Origin of the sequence: Thermomonospora cellulosilytica (assembly GCF_014138835.1) — a bacterium.
GTDB classification, from domain to species: domain Bacteria; phylum Actinomycetota; class Actinomycetes; order Streptosporangiales; family Streptosporangiaceae; genus Thermomonospora; species Thermomonospora amylolytica.
This window is the reverse complement of the sequence record NZ_JACJII010000001.1, coordinates 828,455-847,500: the sequence shown is the minus strand read 5'-3', so window position 1 is coordinate 847,500 and position 19,046 is coordinate 828,455. Positions and strand designations below refer to the sequence as shown.

General features: G+C 73.5%; 23 protein-coding genes. 13 read left to right on the top strand and 10 right to left on the bottom strand.

Features of this window, described 5'->3' with window-relative positions:
- Positions 1–41: 41 nt before the first annotated feature.
- Together HNR21_RS03955 and HNR21_RS03950 are read right to left on the bottom strand one after the other, a co-directional pair.
- Positions 42–1,172, bottom strand: a complete 1,131-nt coding sequence (locus HNR21_RS03955) for an alkene reductase (RefSeq protein WP_182704094.1) — start codon at positions 1,170–1,172, stop codon at positions 42–44.
- Between the two features lie 34 nt (positions 1,173–1,206).
- A complete protein-coding gene (locus tag HNR21_RS03950) occupies positions 1,207–3,168 on the bottom strand; it encodes an AfsR/SARP family transcriptional regulator (protein ID WP_182704093.1) in 1,962 nt (653 codons plus the stop codon).
- 91 nt (positions 3,169–3,259) lie between these two features.
- Here HNR21_RS03950 and HNR21_RS03945 point away from each other — a divergent pair, with 91 nt between their 5' ends.
- Positions 3,260–4,135, top strand: a complete 876-nt coding sequence (locus HNR21_RS03945; protein WP_182704092.1) for an alpha/beta fold hydrolase — start codon at positions 3,260–3,262, stop codon at positions 4,133–4,135.
- Here HNR21_RS03945 and HNR21_RS03940 read toward each other — a convergent pair whose 3' ends face one another.
- Complete coding sequence (locus HNR21_RS03940; RefSeq protein ID WP_182704091.1) at positions 4,136–5,014, bottom strand: LysR family transcriptional regulator; 879 nt, start codon at positions 5,012–5,014, stop codon at positions 4,136–4,138.
- Positions 5,015–5,105: 91 nt separating this feature from the next.
- On the opposite strand from HNR21_RS03940, the gene HNR21_RS03935 reads away from it, so the two are divergent.
- Positions 5,106–5,480, top strand: a complete 375-nt coding sequence (locus tag HNR21_RS03935) for a YybH family protein (protein WP_182704090.1) — start codon at positions 5,106–5,108, stop codon at positions 5,478–5,480.
- A 243-nt stretch (positions 5,481–5,723) separates the two neighbouring features.
- On the opposite strand, the gene HNR21_RS03930 is transcribed toward HNR21_RS03935, so the two are convergent.
- The 4 genes from HNR21_RS03930 to HNR21_RS03915 all read right to left on the bottom strand — a co-directional run bounded on the left by HNR21_RS03930 (position 5,724) and on the right by HNR21_RS03915 (position 8,048).
- Positions 5,724–6,287, bottom strand: a complete 564-nt coding sequence (locus HNR21_RS03930; RefSeq protein WP_119731366.1) for a DUF5063 domain-containing protein — start codon at positions 6,285–6,287, stop codon at positions 5,724–5,726.
- Positions 6,280–6,879 (bottom strand): recombination mediator RecR, encoded by a 600-nt coding sequence (recR, locus tag HNR21_RS03925; RefSeq protein WP_182704089.1) that lies wholly within the window; start codon positions 6,877–6,879, stop codon positions 6,280–6,282. The genes HNR21_RS03930 and recR overlap by 8 nt, the downstream gene beginning before the upstream one ends.
- Positions 6,880–6,924: 45 nt before the next feature.
- Complete coding sequence (locus tag HNR21_RS03920; protein WP_119731364.1) at positions 6,925–7,284, bottom strand: YbaB/EbfC family nucleoid-associated protein; 360 nt, start codon at positions 7,282–7,284, stop codon at positions 6,925–6,927.
- Between the two features lie 176 nt (positions 7,285–7,460).
- Positions 7,461–8,048: a TetR/AcrR family transcriptional regulator gene (locus tag HNR21_RS03915; RefSeq protein WP_182704088.1), complete on the bottom strand. Its 588-nt coding sequence runs from the start codon at positions 8,046–8,048 to the stop codon at positions 7,461–7,463.
- Between the two features lie 131 nt (positions 8,049–8,179).
- Between HNR21_RS03915 and HNR21_RS03910 the strand changes: the two genes are divergently transcribed.
- Both HNR21_RS03910 and HNR21_RS03905 read left to right on the top strand, forming a co-directional pair.
- Positions 8,180–8,968 (top strand): SDR family NAD(P)-dependent oxidoreductase, encoded by a 789-nt coding sequence (locus HNR21_RS03910; RefSeq protein WP_182704087.1) that lies wholly within the window; start codon positions 8,180–8,182, stop codon positions 8,966–8,968.
- Between the two features lie 164 nt (positions 8,969–9,132).
- A complete protein-coding gene (locus HNR21_RS03905; protein ID WP_182704086.1) occupies positions 9,133–10,272 on the top strand; it encodes an alanine racemase in 1,140 nt (379 codons plus the stop codon).
- 129 nt (positions 10,273–10,401) lie between these two features.
- Here HNR21_RS03905 and HNR21_RS03900 read toward each other — a convergent pair whose 3' ends face one another.
- The gene (locus tag HNR21_RS03900) at positions 10,402–10,827 is read right to left on the bottom strand and encodes a hypothetical protein (protein ID WP_182704085.1); all 426 of its coding nucleotides are present in this window, start codon (positions 10,825–10,827) and stop codon (positions 10,402–10,404) included.
- 178 nt (positions 10,828–11,005) lie between these two features.
- Here HNR21_RS03900 and HNR21_RS03895 point away from each other — a divergent pair, with 178 nt between their 5' ends.
- From HNR21_RS03895 to HNR21_RS03875, 5 genes are all read left to right on the top strand, one after another.
- The gene (locus HNR21_RS03895; protein ID WP_182704084.1) at positions 11,006–11,200 is read left to right on the top strand and encodes a hypothetical protein; all 195 of its coding nucleotides are present in this window, start codon (positions 11,006–11,008) and stop codon (positions 11,198–11,200) included.
- A gap of 182 nt (positions 11,201–11,382) precedes the next feature.
- The gene (gene sp36 / locus HNR21_RS03890; protein WP_119731359.1) at positions 11,383–11,538 is read left to right on the top strand and encodes a Sp36 family protein; all 156 of its coding nucleotides are present in this window, start codon (positions 11,383–11,385) and stop codon (positions 11,536–11,538) included.
- Positions 11,535–11,999 (top strand): RidA family protein, encoded by a 465-nt coding sequence (locus tag HNR21_RS03885; RefSeq protein ID WP_182704083.1) that lies wholly within the window; start codon positions 11,535–11,537, stop codon positions 11,997–11,999. Before sp36 ends, HNR21_RS03885 begins: the two co-directional genes overlap by 4 nt.
- Positions 12,000–12,059: 60 nt before the next feature.
- Positions 12,060–12,914, top strand: coding sequence for an NUDIX hydrolase (locus tag HNR21_RS03880; protein WP_182704082.1), 855 nt, complete (start codon positions 12,060–12,062; stop codon positions 12,912–12,914).
- A gap of 104 nt (positions 12,915–13,018) precedes the next feature.
- Positions 13,019–13,813 carry an MBL fold metallo-hydrolase gene (locus tag HNR21_RS03875; protein WP_246441948.1) on the top strand — a complete coding sequence of 265 codons (795 nt, stop codon included), beginning with the start codon at positions 13,019–13,021 and terminating at the stop codon, positions 13,811–13,813.
- 48 nt (positions 13,814–13,861) lie between these two features.
- On the opposite strand, the gene HNR21_RS03870 is transcribed toward HNR21_RS03875, so the two are convergent.
- Entirely contained in the window at positions 13,862–14,548 is a 687-nt protein-coding gene (locus tag HNR21_RS03870) for a Crp/Fnr family transcriptional regulator (protein ID WP_119731357.1), read from the bottom strand.
- A 292-nt stretch (positions 14,549–14,840) separates the two neighbouring features.
- On the opposite strand from HNR21_RS03870, the gene nth reads away from it, so the two are divergent.
- The 4 genes from nth to HNR21_RS03850 all read left to right on the top strand — a co-directional run bounded on the left by nth (position 14,841) and on the right by HNR21_RS03850 (position 18,079).
- Positions 14,841–15,584, top strand: coding sequence for an endonuclease III (gene nth, locus HNR21_RS03865; RefSeq protein ID WP_182704080.1), 744 nt, complete (start codon positions 14,841–14,843; stop codon positions 15,582–15,584).
- A 38-nt stretch (positions 15,585–15,622) separates the two neighbouring features.
- The gene (locus HNR21_RS03860; protein ID WP_376766572.1) at positions 15,623–16,288 is read left to right on the top strand and encodes an NUDIX hydrolase; all 666 of its coding nucleotides are present in this window, start codon (positions 15,623–15,625) and stop codon (positions 16,286–16,288) included.
- A 118-nt stretch (positions 16,289–16,406) separates the two neighbouring features.
- Positions 16,407–17,606, top strand: a complete 1,200-nt coding sequence (locus HNR21_RS03855; protein ID WP_182704079.1) for a MarP family serine protease — start codon at positions 16,407–16,409, stop codon at positions 17,604–17,606.
- Entirely contained in the window at positions 17,606–18,079 is a 474-nt protein-coding gene (locus HNR21_RS03850) for a DUF309 domain-containing protein (RefSeq protein ID WP_182704078.1), read from the top strand. Before HNR21_RS03855 ends, HNR21_RS03850 begins: the two co-directional genes overlap by 1 nt.
- 38 nt (positions 18,080–18,117) lie before the next feature.
- Here HNR21_RS03850 and HNR21_RS03845 read toward each other — a convergent pair whose 3' ends face one another.
- A complete protein-coding gene (locus HNR21_RS03845) occupies positions 18,118–19,041 on the bottom strand; it encodes an alpha/beta fold hydrolase (protein WP_182704077.1) in 924 nt (307 codons plus the stop codon).
- Positions 19,042–19,046 lie beyond the last annotated feature (5 nt).

Below are 19,046 nucleotides of genomic sequence, written 5' to 3'. Positions count from 1 at the left end.
GACACAAGCCGGGCCGGCGGCGAAACCCTCCCCCCGGGTGACTACGCCGTGCGGAGCGGCTGGTCCGCCTGCCGGGGGGCGCGGGGGCGGGGCGGACGGGTCGCCCGCCAGGTCGGGTAGTCGCTGTAGCCCTCGGGGCCGTGGGTGTAGAGGAGGGTCTCGTCGTAGGAGGCCAGGGGAGCGCCGAGGGCGAAGCGTTCCGGCAGGTCGGGGTTGGCTATGAAGGCGCGGCCGTAGGAGACCAGGTCGGCCAGGCCCTTGCCGAGCACGGCCTCGCCGTCCTCACGGGTGGTGGGTTCGCGGTTCTCGCCGACGTTCGCGATGAGGGCGCCGTGCCAGCGGGGGCGCAGGTCGGCCAGGGACGAGCAGGTCAGGGCCTCGGTGAGGTGGAGGTAGGCCAGGCCCAGCGGATCGAGGGCGTCCACCAGCGCGCGGTACACCGGGGCCGGGTCGTTCTCCACCATGCCGAACTGGGGGTTGCCGGGGGAGAGCCGCAGGCCCAGGCGTTCGGGCCCGACCGCCTCGGCGACGGCCTCCGTCAGCTCCACGGGGAAGCGGATCCGGCCCGCGATGCCGCCGCCGTACTCGTCGTCCCGCAGGTTGGTGTTGTCGGCGAGGAACTGGTGGATGAGGTAACTGTTCGCCCCGTGCAACTCCACGCCGTCGAACCCGGCCTCGACGGCGTTCCGCGCCGCCGCCACGTGGTCCGCGATCGCCGTGCGGATGTCGTCATGCGTCATCGGCCTCGGCGTCACCGGGTCGCTCTTGCCCACCCGCGTGTGCTGGCGGTACGGAACGGGGACCGCGGAGGGCGCGAGCGGCATGCCCCCGTCGATCCGGGCCAGCGGATGCGCCTGCCGTCCGCCGTGCATCAACTGGGCGAAGATCCGCCCGCCCGCGGCGTGCACCGCCTCGGTCACCCGGCGCCATCCCGCCACGTGCGCCCGGGTGACCAGCCCCGGCATCCGCCATCCGGCCTGCCCCTGGAAGCTCGGCCAGATCCCCTCGGTGACGATCAGCCCCGCGCCCGCCCGCTGCGCGTAGTAGTCGGCGACGAACGGCTGCGGCACCCCGTCCTCGTCCGCCCGGAACCGGGTCATCGGGGCCATCACGATCCGGTTGGGCAGCTCCAGCACGCCCAGGCTGTAAGGAGTCAACAGCTTGTCGCTCATGCGGGGACGGTAAGACCTGACACCAGTGTCAGATTCAACCCCCGGCGAGAGCGGCGGCCAGGGTGTCCAGATGATCGGCGACCGGCCCCAGGGTCAGCAGGCCGCTGCCCGCTCCGGCCAGTTCCGCCGCGGCGGGGGTGAGGGCGGCGCGGGCGCGCCGCATCGTCTCGCGGTCGCCGACGGCGACGGAGGCCCGGGCGATGAGGCACCACAGGGCCTCGTGGAGCAGGTCGGGAGGCGGGTCCGGGACCCGGCGGAGCGCAGTCGCGGCCTCCCCGCGGCGGCCTTGGGCCAGGAGGACGAGGGGGCGCGTCCACGGTTCGTACGGTCCCCAGTCGATGCGCTCGTCGGCCGGGGCGGGCCGGTCGTGCCGGACGCGCAGGGACAGCAGGGCGAGCGGGAGCAGGCCGTGCTCCAGGCCCGGCATGCCGGCGCCCTCCAGGCGTGCGGCGGCGTCCCGGTAGGCCCGTTCCGCTTCGACCAGAGAGGAGCCGGACGCGGCGCGGCGCAGCGCCCGGTACCACCGGGTGAACACGCCGACCAGCGGCAGCTCGTGGCGCTCGGCCAGGCGGTCCACGGTCGCCGCATGCCGGTCGGCGGCCGGGAAGTCGGCGAGCGCGCTGCGGGCCTGCAGGCGGATCAGGTGCCCCAGCACCTCGTAGGAGGCCAGCCCGTGGCGGGCGGACGAGGCGACCAGTTCCGCGCCGATCTCGTCGCGGCGAGGGGCCAGCCCCGCCCGATCGAACGACTGCATGAACACGCCGTTCAGGGCGAACGCCAGCAGTGCGGGATCGTCCAGGCGACGGGCGATCTCCTCGGCCTGCCGGGCGGCCGCACGGGCGCGCGGCGAGCGGACGCCGCGCGTCTCCACGGCGATCGTCGCCAGCAGCCGCGCCCGTGAGGCGTCGTGCTCCGGGCCGGACGGGAGTGCGGCCAGGGTGCGTTCGGCCGCCGCACGGACCTGCGCGGCCTGCTCGGGGTCGTCGACACGGGTCCAGATCGCCGGAACGTCGTAGGCGCCGATCACACGGGCGGTCAGCTCCGGGTCGCCCAGCTCCTCGGCCGCCGCGATGGCCGCCACCCGGTGCCGGCGGGCCGCCACCAGACCGCCGCCTCCGGTGACCGCCAGGTTGCGCAGCAGCCCGACCGTCGACTCCAGCCGTGCCCGGGCCCCGGACGCCACGGCGCGGTCATAGGCGGCGGCGGCCTGCGCCCACACATGAGCCGGATCGGGGGCGGGGTCGAGGTGGCGGGCCTGGTCGAGGATGTCCTTCTCCAGGCGGCGCAGCCGCGGCCCCGGATCCACACCCAGTTGCTCCACCAGGAGGCCCCGCGCGCGGCGCAGCACCGCGAGGGCGTCGCCCTGGCGGCCGGACCGGTAGAGGGCCAGGGCCAGCAGACGCCAGGCGTCCTCCCGCCAGGGGTGCTCGGTCACGTGTGCGTCCAGATCCGGGACCGCCTCGGCGTGACGCCCCAACGCCAGCAGCGCCTCGGCCCTCCGCTCGACGGCGTGCAACCGCAGCTCCGCCAGGCGGGAACGTTCCGCCCCGGCCCAGCCCTCCTCGGCGAACTCGGCGTACGCGGGTCCGCGCCACCACCCCAGCGCCTCCTCCAGCCGGGGCAGTCCCTCCTCGGGAGGCAGCGTCGCGGCGGCGTTCACCGCGCGTTCGAACCGCCAGGCGTCCACCGCGTCCGGCTCGGCCCGCAGCGCGTACCCCGGCCCCTCGGTGACCAGCAGCCGGGCCGGGGCGCGGGGCGGGCGTTCGGGTTCCAGCGCGCGGCGCAGCGCGGCCACGAACGTGCGCACCGCGCCCACCGCGTCCGGCGGCGGATCCGGCCACAGGTCGTCCACCAGGACGCCGACCGGAACGACCCGGCGGCGGGCGACGATCAGCCGGGCCAGCACCGCCCGGTGCCGAGGGCCCCTGAGGGCGATCGCGTTCCCGGCACCGTCCCAGGCCGCCACCGGCCCCAGCACCCCGAACTCGACCCGCACGCCTCGACCCTACGGTCCGTGCTCATCGGATGCTCATCCACGGCGCCCAGCCTGGAGGACACCAGGTCACCTACCGGAAGGGACGCCGCTCATGGCCGCCATTCCAGGCTTCGCCCACCACCGCATCCCGGTCGCCGAGGGCGTGTCGCTGAACGCCGCCGTCGGGGGCTCGGGCGCTCCGATCGTTCTGCTGCACGGCTTCCCGCAGACCCACCTGATGTGGCGGCACGTCGCCGCCGACCTCGCCGCCGACCACACCGTCATCTGTCCCGACCTGCGTGGCTACGGCGACAGCGACAAGCCCGCCGAGACCGGCCCCGAGGTCTACTCCAAGCGCACCATGGCCGCCGACATCGTCGCCCTGGCCCGCGCCCTGGGGCACGACCGCTTCGCCCTGGCCGGGCACGACCGGGGAGCCCTGGTCGCCTTCCGCGCCGGTCTCGACCACGCGGACACGGTCACCCACCTGGCCTGCCTGGACGTTCTGCCGACCCTGGACATGTGGGGGGTGATGCGCGGGGTGTCGGCGGCGGTCGGCTTCCACCTCTACCTGATGGCGCAGCCGCCCGGCCTGCCCGAGCGGATGATCGCGGCGAGCGCGGACGAGTTCTTCGGTCACTTCCTCGACCTGTGGACGGGCGATCCGCAGGCCGTTCCCGCCGACGTCCGCGCCGCCTACCTGGCCGCCTGCCGCAACGCCGTTCCCTCGATCGTCGCCGACTACCGGGCCTCCGCCGGCATCGACGTCGCCCACGACGAGGCCGACCGCGCCTCCGGCAACCGGCTGCGGATGCCGGTCACGGTCCTCCAGCAGGACTGGGGCGCCGCCCTCGGCTACGACGCCGCGGCCCTGTGGCGGGCCTGGGCCTCCGACCTCCACCACGCCACGGTCACCTGCGGCCACTTCATGGCCGAGGAGGCGCCCGCCGAGATCGCCAAGGCCCTCCGCGACCTGCTCACCCGCTGATCACAGGGCGAAGGCCCGGCGGCTGTGGGCGAGCAGCCCGCGCACGGCGGGGTTGTGCGTGCTCTTCCAGACCAGGGCCAGCAGGGCGGGCGCCTCGGCGTCCTCGATGAGCAGGGCGGTGAGCCGGTCCCGGTAATGCTCGGCCATCGACTCGCTGAGGACGGCGACGCCGAGGCCGCGGACGGCCAGGGCGGCGATGGCGTCCGCGGCGCTGGCCTGCAGGGCGATCGCGGGGCGGAGGTCCTGTGCGGCGCAGGCCCGGTCGAACACCGTGCGCAGCCCGGTGCCGACGGGCATGCACACCAGCGGGTGCCCGGCCAGCTCGCGCAGGGCGACCCGCCGCCGCTCCGCCAGCGGATGCCCGGACGGGACGGCCGCGACGAGCCGTTCGCTGATGATCGGCAGCGTCTCCAGGCCGTCGTGGGCGGCGGCGGCCGTTCCGACGAGGGCCAGGTCGAGGGCGCCGTCGCGGACGCCCTCGACGAGCCGGTCGGAGTCGTCCTCCAGCAGCGCCAGCTCCACCCCGGGATGCGCCCGGTGGAACGCGGCCAGGGCGTCGAACAGCGGCGTGACGGTGCAGCCGATCACCATCCCGACCGCGAGGCGGCCCCGGATCAGGTCGGTCACCTCGCCCACCGCCTGGCCGACCGCCTCGGCGGCGGCGAGCGCGGCGCGGGCGTGCTCGAGCGCGGCCTTGCCCGCCACGGTGAGGGTGACGGTGCGCGCCGACCGGTCGAACAGCTCGGCCCCCAGCTCCCGTTCCAGCTGGCGGATCTGGGCGCTGACCCCCGACTGGCTGATGTGCACCCGCTCGGCCGCCCGGGTGAAGTTCCGCTCCTCGGCGACGGCGACGAAGTACTCCAGCTGCCTCAGCTCCATAACCACAGATTCTAGTTCTCATCAGAACCATCTGTTGGACTTCTGGAGCGGGCCGGGCGACGCTGGAGACACGGACTGCAAGGAGGAAGCCATGCCGGACTACGACGAGTACGAGAAGGCCATGCGTCCCGAGGACATCACCCGGCTGTTCGTCGAACGCTCCAACGCCGGTGACGCGACCGGCGTCGCCGCCCTCTACGAGGAGAACGCGGTGCTGGCGTACCCGCCCGGCGGCCAGACGGTGGGCCGGGAGGCGATCCGCGAACTGTGGGAGAAGGTGCTGGCGGCCCGTCCCCGCTTCGAGCCGGAATCCCCGCTGCCGACGCTGATCAGCGACGACATCGCCCTCACCGCCACCGTGGCCAAGGACGGCGCCGGCGCCCGCGCCCAGGTCCTCAGGCGCCAGCCGGACGGAAGCTGGCTGCGCCTGCTCGACCGGCCCGAGTTCCTCCAGCCCACCCGCTGAGCCGCCCCACCGGGAACACGGGCATCGACATGCGCGGACGGCCTCCGGCCGTGGCCTGCCCGGAGGCCGTTCCCGCGGGCGGGCGTGAGTTCCCCGACGGCGCGCTCCACGCCACGGCGGTGACCGGGGTCCGGTCGACCTTCACCGTGGCGGGGACCGCCGGAGTCCTCGCGGGCCCTGCCGATGATCGTTCTCATGCGGCCCGCGAGAAGGCCCGACGTCCCCTCGAGGGGAACCTTCGTCCTACCGGAGGACGGGGGTCTCCTCGGCGACGTTGAGGCGGGCGTCGGCGATCACGGCGTACAGGGCGCGCTGGGCGGCGCCGGCGTGGTTGCCCCAGTGGTTGAAGTACGAGTACTGCCACCACCACAGGGCCTCCAGGGGGCGGCCCTTCTCGTAGTGGCGCAGGCCGTGGATCAGGTCGCTGGCCACGTCGACCAGGTCGTCGGACAGCCGGTAGGCGGTGGGCTCGGTGTCCTTGACCGGGTCGAAGACCTCGACGTAGTCGTCGACGGCGGTCAGGCGTTCGGCCAGGCCGGTGCGGATGTCGTCCAGGTCGGGGTCGGGACCGAGCTCGGGCTCCCAGTTGTCCGGCGGGATCACGTCGGTGCTGGCGCCGAGCTGCGCGCCGGCCAGGATCACCTGGGACACCTCCAGCAGCAGGACGGGGACCGCGTGCGAGCCTGCCTCGCCGCGCGCCACCCCCTCCAGGCCGCTCAGGTAGTTGCGGACGTGGGTGGCGACCCGTCCGGCGAGGATCTCCCATTCCTCGGGGCTGGTGGTGCTCTGGATCGGGATGTCAGACATCGAGGAGCCTCCGTCCTTCGAACGCGCGTCCCAGGGTGACCTCGTCGGCGTACTCCAGATCGCCGCCCACCGGCAGGCCGCTGGCCAGGCGGGTGACCTTGATGTGCATCGGCTTGACCAGACGGGCCAGGTAGGTGGCGGTGGCCTCGCCCTCCAGGTTGGGGTCGGTGGCCAGGATCAGCTCGGTGACCGCGCCGTCGGCCAGCCGCTGCATCAGCTCGCGGATCCGCAGGTCCTCGGGGCCGACGCCCTCGATCGGGCTGATCGCGCCGCCCAGCACGTGGTAGCGGCCGCGGAACTCGCGGGTCTTCTCGATGGCGACGACGTCCTTGGACTCCTCCACCACGCAGATCACCGCCGGGTCGCGGCGCGGATCGCGGCAGATCCGGCACTCGGACTCCTCGGCCACGTTCCCGCAGACGCTGCAGAACCGGACCTTGTCCTTGACCTCACGGAGCGCCGTGACCAGCCGCTCCACGTCGACCGGATCCGCGGCCAGCAGGTGGAAGGCGATCCGCTGCGCGCTCTTGGGGCCGACGCCGGGCAGCCTGCCCAGCTCGTCGATGAGGTTCTGGACGACCCCCTCGTACAACGCGGTCCCTCCCTCGGCGGTGTTCGTTCGGCGGCTTCGGCGCGGCTACATCCCGGGCAGGCCGGGCATCCCCGGCAGCCCGCCGCCGAGGCCCTGGGCCAGCGGTCCCATCTTCTCCGCCTGCAGTTCGGCCACGGCGCGCCCGGCGTCCCGGATGGCCGCCAGCACCAGGTCGGCGATGGTCTCGGCGGTGTCGGCCGGGTCGTCGACGTCGATCGCCCTGGGGTCGATCCGCAGCCCCACGACCTCGCCCTGCCCGTTGACGGTGGCGGTGACCAGACCGCCGCCCGCGGTGCCCTCCACCTGTGCCTCGGCGAGCTCGCGCTGCGCGCTGAACAGCTGCTGCTGCATGCGCTGCGCCTGCTCCATCAGCTGCTGGATGTTGAGCTGACCACCGGGTTCCACGGCTACTCCGTTCCTTCACAGCCCGCTTCGGGGCCTGCCCCCGACCCCCTGGACGGGTGTCGTCGCTCCCGAGGTTACGGGTTCCGGCCCCATTCCGGTACGCGCCGTCGCCACCGTGTACCCCACGACATCGATCCGACACACCGCCCGAATCCGGCGACAGCCCCCATCACCGGTCATGACGTACGCCATCCGGCGTCGGGACGGCCGACGCCGCGCAGCAGCGTGTCGACCACCAGGGCGGCGAGCGCCTCCACGTCGTCGGAACGGCGCTGGGCGGCCTCGTGGACCAGCGCGTAGTAGACGCGGCGGGCCCAGTCCAGGTCGACGTCCGGGCGCACCAGCCCGGCGTCGCGCGCCCGCCGGAACATCTCGTCGCACACCTCCCGGACGTCGGCGTGCACCCGGGCGACCTCGGAGCCCTCCGGGGCGGGGCGGCTCATCGCGAAACCCCAGTCGATCTTGACACGGAGCACGTTGGCGGTCACCTGGTACAGCCCGACCAGGGGCGGCACGGCGTCGGGCCGGGCGGCCAGGACGGCCTCGTGGAAGCGCCGGGCGGCCCACCGGGTCATCGCCTCCACCAGCGCCTCCCGGGTGGCGAACCGGCGGTGGACGGTGGTGCGGGCGACCCCGGCGGCCTCGGCGATCTGCTCCATCGTCGCCGCCGGATCGGCGCTGAGCACCCGTTCGGCGGCCTCCAGGATCGCCCGCACGGTGCGTTCGGCGTCCGCCCGCAACGGCCGCGGGGGCTGCGGGCTCATGCGGGCTCCCTCACTGCGTGCATGCCAGGACAGTACGCCGCCGTCGCGGAAGCATCTTTAGTTGCAACATCGATGTTGCAAGTCATACGGTGATCGCATCACCGAAGTCTCAACTCCGGGAGAGAGTGATCATGGATCTGCAGCTCACCGGCAAGACCGCCGTGGTGACCGGCGCCAGCCGCGGCATCGGCCTGGCCGTGACCGAGACGCTGACCGCCGAGGGCGTGCGGGTGGTCGCCGCCGCCCGCACCATCACCCCCGCGCTCAAGGCCACCGGCGCGATCGGCGTGACCGTCGACCTGACCGCGCCCGACGGCCCCGCCCGCCTGATCGAGCGGGCCACGGCCGAACTCGGCGGGATCGACGTGCTGGTCAACAACGTCGGCGGCGGCGACGGCGGCGCCGGGCAGACCGGCGGCTTCCTGTCGTTCACCGACGAGCAGTGGGCGCGGGCGTTCGACCTCAACTTCCTCGCCGCCGTCCGCACCACCCGCGCCGCCCTGCCCCACCTGGTGGAACGCCGCGGCGCGATCGTCAGCATCTCCTCCAACGGCGCCCGGATGCCCCACGCCGGCCCCATCACCTACACGACCGCCAAGGCCGCGCTGACCGCGTTCGGCAAGGCCCTGGCGGAGGAGTTCGGCCCGCAGGGCGTCCGCGTCAACACCGTCTCGCCGGGCGCCGTCCGCACCGACCTGTGGGAGCACCCCGAGGGCTACGGCGCCGAGCTGGCCCGCACCATGGGCCTCGAACACGACCAGCTCCTGGCCGGCCTCCCCGCCGCCACCGGCATGCTCACCGGCCGCCTCGTGGAGCCGGCCGAGGTCGCCGCCCTGGTCGCCTACCTGGCCTCGCCCCTGGCCGGCAGCACCACCGGCACCGACCACCTCATCGACGCCGGCTCCACCAAGACCGTCTGACCCCGGACCCGGAACGTGACCGCCGCGTTCCGGGTCCAGAAGGGCGGACCGGCGCGACGAGGGGGCCGCTATGAGCAAGATCACCGGCCTCGGGGACTCCGCGCCGGGCGCGCCGACCGCCGATTACCACCGCTCGGAGGCCCCGATGGCGTCAGACTGGCCTGGTGCTCACTGAGGCTGTGCGGCGGCGGGCGGAGGAACTGGCCGCGGAGGAGAAACTGCCCGCGTACGTGTACGACCTGGCCGCGCTGCGGGAGCACGTGGCGGGCATCAGGGACGCGCTGCGGGACGGGCCGGAGCTGTTCTACGCGGCCAAGGCCAACCCGGACCCGCTGATCCTGGCCACGCTGGCCCCGTACGTGGCGGGCGTCGAGGTGGCGTCCGGAGGCGAGCTGGCGCACGTCCGCGAGGTGCTGCCGGACACGCGGACGGCGTTCGGCGGCCCCGGCAAGACCGACGCCGAACTGGAGCAGGCCGTCGCCGAGGCCGAACGCATCCACATCGAGAGCCCCTACGAACTGGAACGCCTGGCGGCCCTCCGCCGCGAGGCCGACGTCCTGCTGCGCGTCAACCTCGCCGGGGAACGCCGGGGCGCGGCGCTGGCGATGTCAGGACCGTTCGGAATGGACCCCGAGACGATCGAGCAGTGCCGCGGCATCCTCGCCCGGGCGCCGTGGATCAGGCTCCGCGGCGTCCACGCGCACCTGGCCTCCGGCCTGGACGCCGACGCCATGGTCCGGCAGTCGGCCGAGATCCTGGACTGGGCGCGCGCATGGCTCCAGGACACCGGCTGCGCGGACGCCCCCGAGTTCAACCTCGGCGGCGGAATGGCCGTGGACTACGGCGACCCCGGCAACCGCTTCGACTGGGCACGGTACGGCCGCGAGATCGCCGCGCTCGCCCGCCCCGACGAGACCCTGCGCATCGAACCCGGACGCGCCATCAGCGTCTACGCGGGCTGGTACGTCACCCAGGTCCTCGACGTCAAGAAGGCCCACGGCCACTGCTACGCCGTCCTGCGCGGCGGCACCCAGCACATCCGCACCCCCGTGACCAAGAACCACGACCAGCCCTTCACCCTCATCCCCCAGGGCCGCACCGGCCCCCAAGCCACGAACACCCCCGTCACGCTGGTCGGCCAGCTCTGCACCCCCAAGGACGTCTTCGCCCGCCAAGTCCCCGTGGACCACATCGCCGTAGGCGACGTGGTCGCCTTCTCCATGGCCGGCGCCTACGCCTGGAACATCTCGCACTACGACTTCCTCATGCACCCCCCACCGGGCTTCCACTACCTGGATCTGTGACCGACCCGGGCCTTCCGGCCCGTTCCGGCGGTCGCGTCGGCACGGTCGTTGAGCGCTTTGGGGACCGTCGGGACCGGCGGGGCAAGGGCCTGGCGGGTGACCGCCGGGCCCTCGTCATGCCGTACGGGTTCAGAAAATCTTGCGCCACTTCTTGTCGGCGTACTGGTACTTGCCCGTCTTCTTGCTGCGGCGGCACTCCTGCACGTAGAGCTTTCCGTTGTAGGAGGAGGAGCCCGAAATGCTGACGGTGCCCGGACCGTCGTAGGCCGTGCCGCCACCGGTGACGATGATGTAGCGGACGGTCTGGTACCTGTCGCCCTCGACGGCCTTGAAGCGGACGCAGGCCGTCCAGCCGTCCTTCCTGCCGTCCTTCAGGGAGCCCTTCCAGGTGAACTTGCTGGAGGTCTTCGTGGCCTGGCCCCAGGCCCTCGTGTGCGGGAAGGCGTCGATGGTCTCCCACTTCTTCGTCGTCGCCGCCTGGGCGGGGGTGGCGACCGCGCCGAGACCGGCCACGAGCGCCCCGGTGGTCAGGGCCACCGCAACGATACGTCGCATTCACATCCTCCGGTGATGGATTCCGTTCGGCGGGTAAAACTAACAGCGCACGACCGGATCGCTCGGGTCGAGTGCGGCCTCGGGCCGGCATCGGCCAAAAATGCCGAATCGGCGAACCGAACGATCATCTCCGGCGTCTAATTCCGGCGTCGTCCGTACATCTGAACGGAAGGTGTCCGTGGCATTGCCATCGGACATCGAACTCGTGTATCGCAGGCCGGACGGCTCCGGCGATGTGCGGGTGCGATCGTTGCAGGACGACGTCAACAGCGCCGAACGGGAAACGACGGCCGCCTGGAACAAAAACGTCCGGCAACGTGATGACGCGATACCGGCGGAGCAGCCGCCCGGCAGCGCCTGGAGAAGCGGTTGACGTCGCCGGGTCCTGCGATGCCGCTGTCGGCGTGGCCGCCGACCGCGGGTGACACGTCCACCCACGGTCCGCCCTCCCGCAGCCGCTTGTACGTCGTGATGCGCGGCCGGGGGAGCTGGGCCGAGGTCCCCGACACGAACGTGTGCCGGAGCCCGAGCAGGGCAATCGCTACGCTGAGCGGCATGAAGAAGTGGGAGTATGCGACCGTTCCGCTGCTGGTGCACGCCACCAAGCAGATCCTCGACAACTGGGGCCAGGACGGGTGGGAGCTCGTCACCGTGATCCCGGGACCGAACCCGGAGAACCTCGTGGCCTACTTCAAGCGAGAGATCCAGTGACGACCCCCGAGGAGCGGATCGCCGAGCTCGGCCTGGAGCTGCCCGAGGTGGTGGCGCCGCTGGCCTCCTACGTGCCCGCCGTCCGCACCGGCTCCCTGGTCTACACCTCCGGGCAGGTCCCGTTCGTCAAGGGCGAGCCGATCGTGACCGGCAAGGTGGGCGCCGAGGTCACCCTGGAGCAGGCCCAGGAGGCCGCCCGGGTGTGCGCGCTGAACGCGATCGCGGCGCTCAGGGCCGAGGTCGGCGAGCTGTCCCGGGTGACCCGGATCGTCAAGGTGGTGGGCTTCGTGGCCAGCGCCCCGGGCTTCTTCGGGCAGCCGCAGGTCGTCAACGGGGCCAGCGACCTGCTCGGCGAGGTGTTCGGGGAGGCCGGCCGGCACGCCCGCAGCGCGGTCGGGGTGACGGTGCTGCCCCGGGACGTCCCCGTCGAGGTGGAGCTGATCGCCGAGCTCGGGGGTTGACGGAACGGCATTCGGTATGTCCGAATTGGCCGCCATGAGGAGCAGGAAGGTGCACGGCCGATGAGCGGCGTCAAAGGGCTGAAGCTGTCCCCGGACCTGAGGGCGCGCTTCGAGGAGATGCGGGCCGGAAGGCTCGAGCCGGCCAGGCCCCGCGACGCCGCCACCGTCGTCGTGCTGCGCGACCACCCCCGGCACGGGCTGCAGGCGTTCATGCTGCGGCGGGTCGCGTCGATGGCGTTCGCGCCGGGCGCCTACGTGTTCCCCGGCGGCTCGGTCGACCCGCGCGACGGGGACGCCGGCATCGCCTGGGCGGGGCCGGAGGCCGCCGAGTGGGGCAAGGCGTTCGGCGCCGACGAGACCGTCGCCCGCGGGCTGGTCTGCGCGGCCGTCCGGGAGACCTTCGAGGAGACCCTGGTCCTGCTGGCCGGGCCGACCCCCGACTCGGTGGTGGACGACACCCGCGGCGAGGACTGGGAGGCCGACCGGCGGGCGCTGCTGGACCGCTCCCGGTCGTTCGCGCAGTTCCTGGAACGGCGCGGGCTGGTGCTGCGCAGCGACCTGCTGCGGCCGTGGGGGCACTGGATCACCCCGGAGGTCGAGCCCAAGCGGTACGACACCCGGTTCTTCGTGGCCGCGATCCCCGAGGGGCAGCGCGCCCGCGACGTGAGCACCGAGGCCGACTCGGTCGTCTGGGTCCGCCCCGCCGAGGCGGTGGAACGCGCCCGCGGCGGCGAGTGGTTCCTGCTCCCGCCGACCCTGGCGACGCTGCACGACCTCGCCGAGTACGACTCGGTCGCCGACGTGCTGGCCGCCGAACGGGAGATCATCGTGCACGCCCCGTACACCGAGATCGTCGACGGCGAGGCGTACCTGATGCTCCCCGAGGACGCCGCCCGGCACTACCCCGGCATGTGACGCCGATGCCGTCCTTCGGCGGGCGGTCGCGCCTGACCAGGATCGTCGCCGGAACGTCGGCCCTGCGTCATCTCGGCAGGATCACCGGAGCGAAGATGGGCGAGATGAACGAGATCGACGGCATGGGCACCGAACGGGCGGTCTGCGTGCTCGCCCCCAACCCCTCACCGATGACCCTCGACGGCACCAACACCTGGGTGGTGTCCGAACCGGGCTCCGCCGAGGCCGTGGTGATCGACCCGGGGCCCAAGGACGTGCGGCACCTGCGCCGGGTCGCGCGCAAGGTCGAGGAGAGCGGGCGGCGCGTCGCGCTGGTCGTCCTCACCCACGGCCACCCCGACCACTCGGCCGGAGCCCGCAAGTTCGCCGAGCTGACCGGCGCCCCGAAGATCCGGGCGCTCGACCCCCGGCACCGGCTGGGCGACGAGGGCCTGGTCGAGGGCGACGTGATCACGACCGGCGGGCTGGAACTGCACGTGATGGAGACCCCGGGGCACTCGGACGACTCCCTGACGTTCTGGCTGCCCGCCGACGGGGCGGTGCTGACCGGCGACACCGTGCTCGGCTACGGCACCACGGTCGTGGAGGGGAAGCTGGGGGACTACCTGTCCTCGCTGGAACGGCTCCGCCGGTTCTCCGCCGAACGCGAGGCGCGGATCATCCTGCCCGGTCACGGGCCCGGCCTGGACGACCCGATCGGCGCGCTGGACGGCTATCTGGACCACCGGATGCAGCGGCTCGCCCAGGTCGAGGCGGCGGTGGAGGCCGGCGCCCGCACCGCCCGCGAGGTCGTCGAACGGGTCTACGCGGAGGTCGACCGCAAGCTGTGGAAGGCCGCCGAGGCGTCCGTGCAGGCGCAGCTGGACTACCTCAGGGACGCCGGCCGCCTGCCGTCCTGACCGGCGGCCGACGGCCCCGGCGGCGCGGAGGCCGCCGGGAGGGGCCGGTCAGCGGGAGCGCTTGCGCAGCCGCTCGATGTCGAGGATCACCACGGCGCGGGCCTCGATCCGCAGCCAGCCGCGGGCGGCGAAGTCGGCCAGCGCCTTGTTGACGGTCTCCCGGGAGGCGCCGACGAGCTGGGCCAGCTCCTCCTGGGTGAGGTCGTGGTGCACGTGCAGGCCCACGTCGGACGGCTGCCCGAACCGCTCGGCCAGGTCCAGCAGCTGCTTGGCGACCCGGCCCGGCACGTCGGTGAACACCAGGTCGGCCATCACGTCGTTGGTCCGCCGCAGCCGCTGGGCCAGCGCGCGCAGCAACTGCACCGCCACCTCGGGGTGACCGGTCAGCCACGGCCGCAGGTCGTCGTGGCCCAGCCCGGCCAGCCGGCACTCGGTGACGGCGACCGCGCTGGCGGTCCGCGGGCGCGGGTCGAACAGCGACAGCTCGCCGAACATCTCGCTGGGGCCCAGCACGCTCAGCAGGTTCTCGCGGCCGTCCGGGGAGGTGCGGGTCAGCTTGATCTTGCCTTCCAGCACCACGTACAGCCGGTCGCCGGTCTCGCCTTCGTTGAACAGGGTCTGGCCGCGTGCCAACCGCACCTCGGCCACATTGGCGCGCAGCGCCTTGGCCCCCTGATCGTCGAGCGCCTCGAAGAGCGGGGCCTTGCTCAATACGTCCACGTCGCGGTCGGTCACGCTTCCTCCTCAAAGCACCTACATGAACAGTGTGACGTACGTCCCACCGCGTACGTGAAGGCGGGGCGTTGCCGGCGGGGCACGCAGAGCACCGCAGCCGCGCCCCTCCGGGCCCTCTCGCACCGCGTACGCGTGCCGGAGCCGGACGCCCGTGAGGAACGGTCTACGCGAACCCGCCCGAACCGCTGGTCGCCACCATTCTGCCAGCGCAGTGTACGAACAACCTGCACAACACCCGCATACCACCCCGTGATGAGGGCGGGGGCGGCGGGGAGCACTTACCCTTGCGGGCATGGCGACGAGTGTGGCGGGAGCCAAGCCGCGCCGGCGTGCTCGCGGACCCGAGTCGCGGCTGGCGCTGGTGCGGCGGGCGCGGAGGATGAACCGGATTCTGGCCGAGACCTATCCGGACGCGCACTGCGAGCTGAACTTCGCCGACCCGTTCCAGCTCCTGGTCGCCACGGTGCTGTCGGCGCAGACCACCGACGTGCGGGTCAACATGGTCACCCCGGCGCTGTTCGCCCGCTACCCCACCCCCGAGGACATGGCCGCGGCCGACCCGGAGGAGCTGGAGAAGCTGATCCAGTCCACCGGGTTCTTCCGGTCCAAGGCCAGGAACCTGCTCGGGCTGGCGGCCGGGCTGCGGGACCGGTTCGGCGGCGAGGTGCCGCGGACCCTGGAGGAGCTGGTCACCCTGCCGGGGGTGGGCCGCAAGACCGCGAACGTGGTGCTCGGCAACGCGTTCGACGTCCCGGGGATCACCGTGGACACCCACTTCGGGCGGCTGGCCCGCCGGTTCGGCTGGACCACCGAGACCGACCCGGCCAAGGTCGAGCACGAGATCGCCGAGCTGATCCCGCGCAGGGAGTGGACGATCCTGTCGCACCGGATGATCTGGCACGGCCGCCGGATCTGCCACGCCCGCCGCCCCGCCTGCGGGGTGTGCCCGCTGGCCCGGCTGTGCCCGTCGTTCGGCGAGGGCCCCACCGACGAGGAGACCGCGCGCAAGCTGGTCCGCACGGGGCCGTTCTCGTGACCGGGAAGGAACCGGGCCCCGAGCGGGTTGGCACGGACGTGACTCCCTCCACGAGCGAGACTTCCGCACCGCCCGCCTGGCTCGACCGGTTCATCGCCGAGGCTCCGCGGATGACGGTGCCGTCGTGGCTGCGACCGCCCGCCGACGCCCGCCCCGCCGCCGTGCTGGTGCTGTTCGGGGAGGGCCCCGACGGGCCCGACCTGCTGCTGACCCAGCGGGCCGCCACGCTGCGCAAGCACGCCGGGCAGCCCGCGTTCCCCGGCGGGCGGATCGACCCGGGCGACGACGGGCCGGTGGGGGCGGCGCTGCGCGAGGCCCACGAGGAGACCGGGCTGAACCCGTCCGGCTGCGACGTGCTGGCCACCCTCCCGGAGCTGTACCTGTCGCGCAGCAACCACCGGGTCACCCCGGTCGCGGCCTGGTGGCGGGAGCCGTCGGACGTGTCGCCCGGCCACCCCGGCGAGGTCGCCGCGGTCGCCCGGGTGCCGATCGGCGAGCTGACCGACCCGGCCAACCGGCTGAACGTGCGGCACCCCTCCGGGTTCGCCGGGCCGGCGTTCCGGGTGCGGGGGATGCTGGTGTGGGGCTTCACCGCCATGCTGCTCACCGAGCTGCTCAAGGTCGGCGGCTGGGACCGGCCGTGGGACGCCGGCCGGGTCGAGGACCTGCCGCCGGACGTGCTGGCGCTGGCCGCCCGGGGCTGACACGCCGGGCCGGGCGTGCCGGAGATGCCGGTGTCATCCCCTGCGGTGAGGGCGACGGCGGGACAACTGGTCCGCTGAGGGGACGTGAACTCCGGGCGATGCCCTATACGGTGAATTCGTGCTGGGCGACCACGTTCTTGACTTGATCCTGCTGGCCTTGGTGGTGCTGTTCGCCGTTTCGGGGTACCGGCAGGGCTTCATCGTGAGCCTGCTGAGCTTCGTCGGCTTCGTCGGGGGCGGCGTGATCGGCGTGCTGGTGGCGCCGCCGATCGCCGAGGCGGTGGTCGACGGCACCGCCCAGCAGGCGCTGCTGGCGATCATCATCGCGTTCCTGGCCGCCACGCTGGGGCAGCTGGCCGCCTCGTCGGTGGGCGCCGCGCTGCGCAACCGGGTCACCGGCGACAACGCCCGCGCCGCCGACGCGGTGGGCGGGGCGCTGGTCAGCGCGCTGTCGATACTGATCGTGGCGTGGTTCTTCGGGATCCTGCTGTCCGGGGCCAAGATCGACTGGCTGCGCACCCAGGTGAACTCCTCGGCGGTGCTCGAGGGCGTCGACACGGTGATGCCCGAGCAGTCGCAGACGTGGTTCTCCTCGTTCCAGGAGTTCGTGGACGCCAGCGAGTTCCCGCGGGTGTTCTACGGGCTCGGCGGGGAGTCGGTGGTGGAGGTCCCGCCGCCGGACGAGAACGTCGCGAGCACCCCCGAGCTGCAGGCCGCCAAGCGCAGCATCTTCAAGCTGGTGGGCACCGCCCCGCAGTGCCAGCGCAAGATCGAGGGCACCGGCTTCGTCTACGCCCCCGGGCGGATCATGACCAACGCGCACGTGGTCGCCGGGGTCCGCGGCCCGATCGACGTGATCTCCTGGGACGGCCGCAAGCGCGGCAAGGCCCGGGTCGTGGTGTACGACCCGCGCCGCGACATCGCCGTGCTGTACGTGCCCGGCTTCGACGCCAGGCCGCTGCGGTTCGACGGCCCGGCCCGCACCCGCGACGACGCCATCGTGGCCGGCTTCCCCAAGGGCCACGGCTACACCGCCGACGCCGCCCGCATCCGCGCCCGCCAGCACGCCAACGGCCCGGACATCTACCACTCCGGCCAGGTGACCCGCGAGATCTACGCCATCCGCGGCAAGGTCGAGCCCGGCAACTCCGGCGGCCCGCTGCTGTCCCCGGACGGCGACGTGTACGGCGTGATCTTCGCCGCCGCGCTGGACAACCCCTCCATCGGATACGCCCTCACCGCCAAGGAGGTCGCCCCGGACGCCGAGATCGGCGAGACCGCCACCGCCCCCGTCAGCACCGGCGCCTGCTCGGACTGATGACCCGCGACCGTGACGCCCAGGGGCGCGCCCGCAACGCCCGCCCCCGCGACGCCTACGGCCGTCCCCTCCCGCACGGCGCCCCGGGCGTCCCCACGATGCCCGACGACCTGTCCCTGACCCCCGCCGAGGCCCTGGCCGAGGCCCAGCGCCTCCTCGACGCCGACCGCCCGTTCCACGCCCACGAGGTCCTCGAGGCCGTCTGGAAGTCCTCCCCGGAGCCCGAACGCGAACTCTGGCGCGGCCTCGCCCAGGTCGCGGTCGGCCTGACCCACGTCCGCCGGGGCAACCCGCGGGGAGCCCGGGCCCTCCTCACCCGGGCCGCCGCCCGCCTGGAGCCCTACGCCGACTCCCCGCCCCACGACATCGACGTCCCCGGCGTCATCCGGGCGGCCCGCTCCCTGGCCGCCCGCACCGACGACCCCGGCCTGGCCAAGGCCCCCCTACCCCTGTCCCTACGCCGCCGGACCTAGCACTGCCGTCGCCTTGCGGGCGCGTCACGGGGCAGGGGTCAGTTGTCGGGCTCGGGGTCGGTGAGCCAGCCGAGGAGGGCGGCGTCGAAGGACTCGGGGCGTTCCTCGTGGGGGAAGTGGCCGGCGCCGTCGATGAGCTTCCAGCGGTACGGGGCGGTGACGTAGCGGCCGGAGCCCTGGGCGGTGCCGGGAAGGGTGAAGGTGTCCAGGGCGCCGTGGAGCTGGAGCGTGGGGACCTGGATGGGGGTCCGCATACGGCGGGCGTAGCGGATGCCGTCCGGGCGGGCCAGGGAGCGGACCAGCCACCGGTGGTACTCCATGGCGGAGTGGGCGACGCCGGGGATCTGGAAGGCCTGGCGGACGACCCGTTCGGTGCGCTCGTCGGGCCAGCCGGGGCCGGACCACTCGCGCAGCATGTGGCCCACCAGGGCGGCGTCGTCGCGGACCAGGCGGCGTTCCGGCCACATCGGGACCTGGAAGCCCAGCGAGTGGCGGGCCGCCCACGCCTGGGTGCGCAGGCCGGTGCGGACCGCCTGGCGCAGCCTGAGCGGATGCGGGGCGGACACGGTGACCAGGCGGTGCACGACCTTGGGCCGGTACACCGCCATGGTCCAGGCCAGCAGGCCGCCCCAGTCGTGCCCGACGATGACCGCGTTCGCCTCGCCCAGCGCGCGGACCAGTCCCGCGGCGTCCCCGGCCAGCGTCACCAGGTCGTACCCGCGGGGCGGCTTGTCGCTGCCGCCGTAGCCGCGCAGGTCCACCGCGGCGGCGCGGTACCCGGCCGCCGGCAGCGACACCAGCTGGTGCCGCCACGACCACCAGAACTCGGGGAAGCCGTGCAGCAGCAGGACCAGCGGCCCCTCGCCGGCCTCCACGACGTGGAACTGGGTGCCGCCCGCGCTCACCGCCCGGTGCGTCCACGGGCCGTCGAGCTGCACCACGGATGTGCCGCGCCCGGCCATGTCCG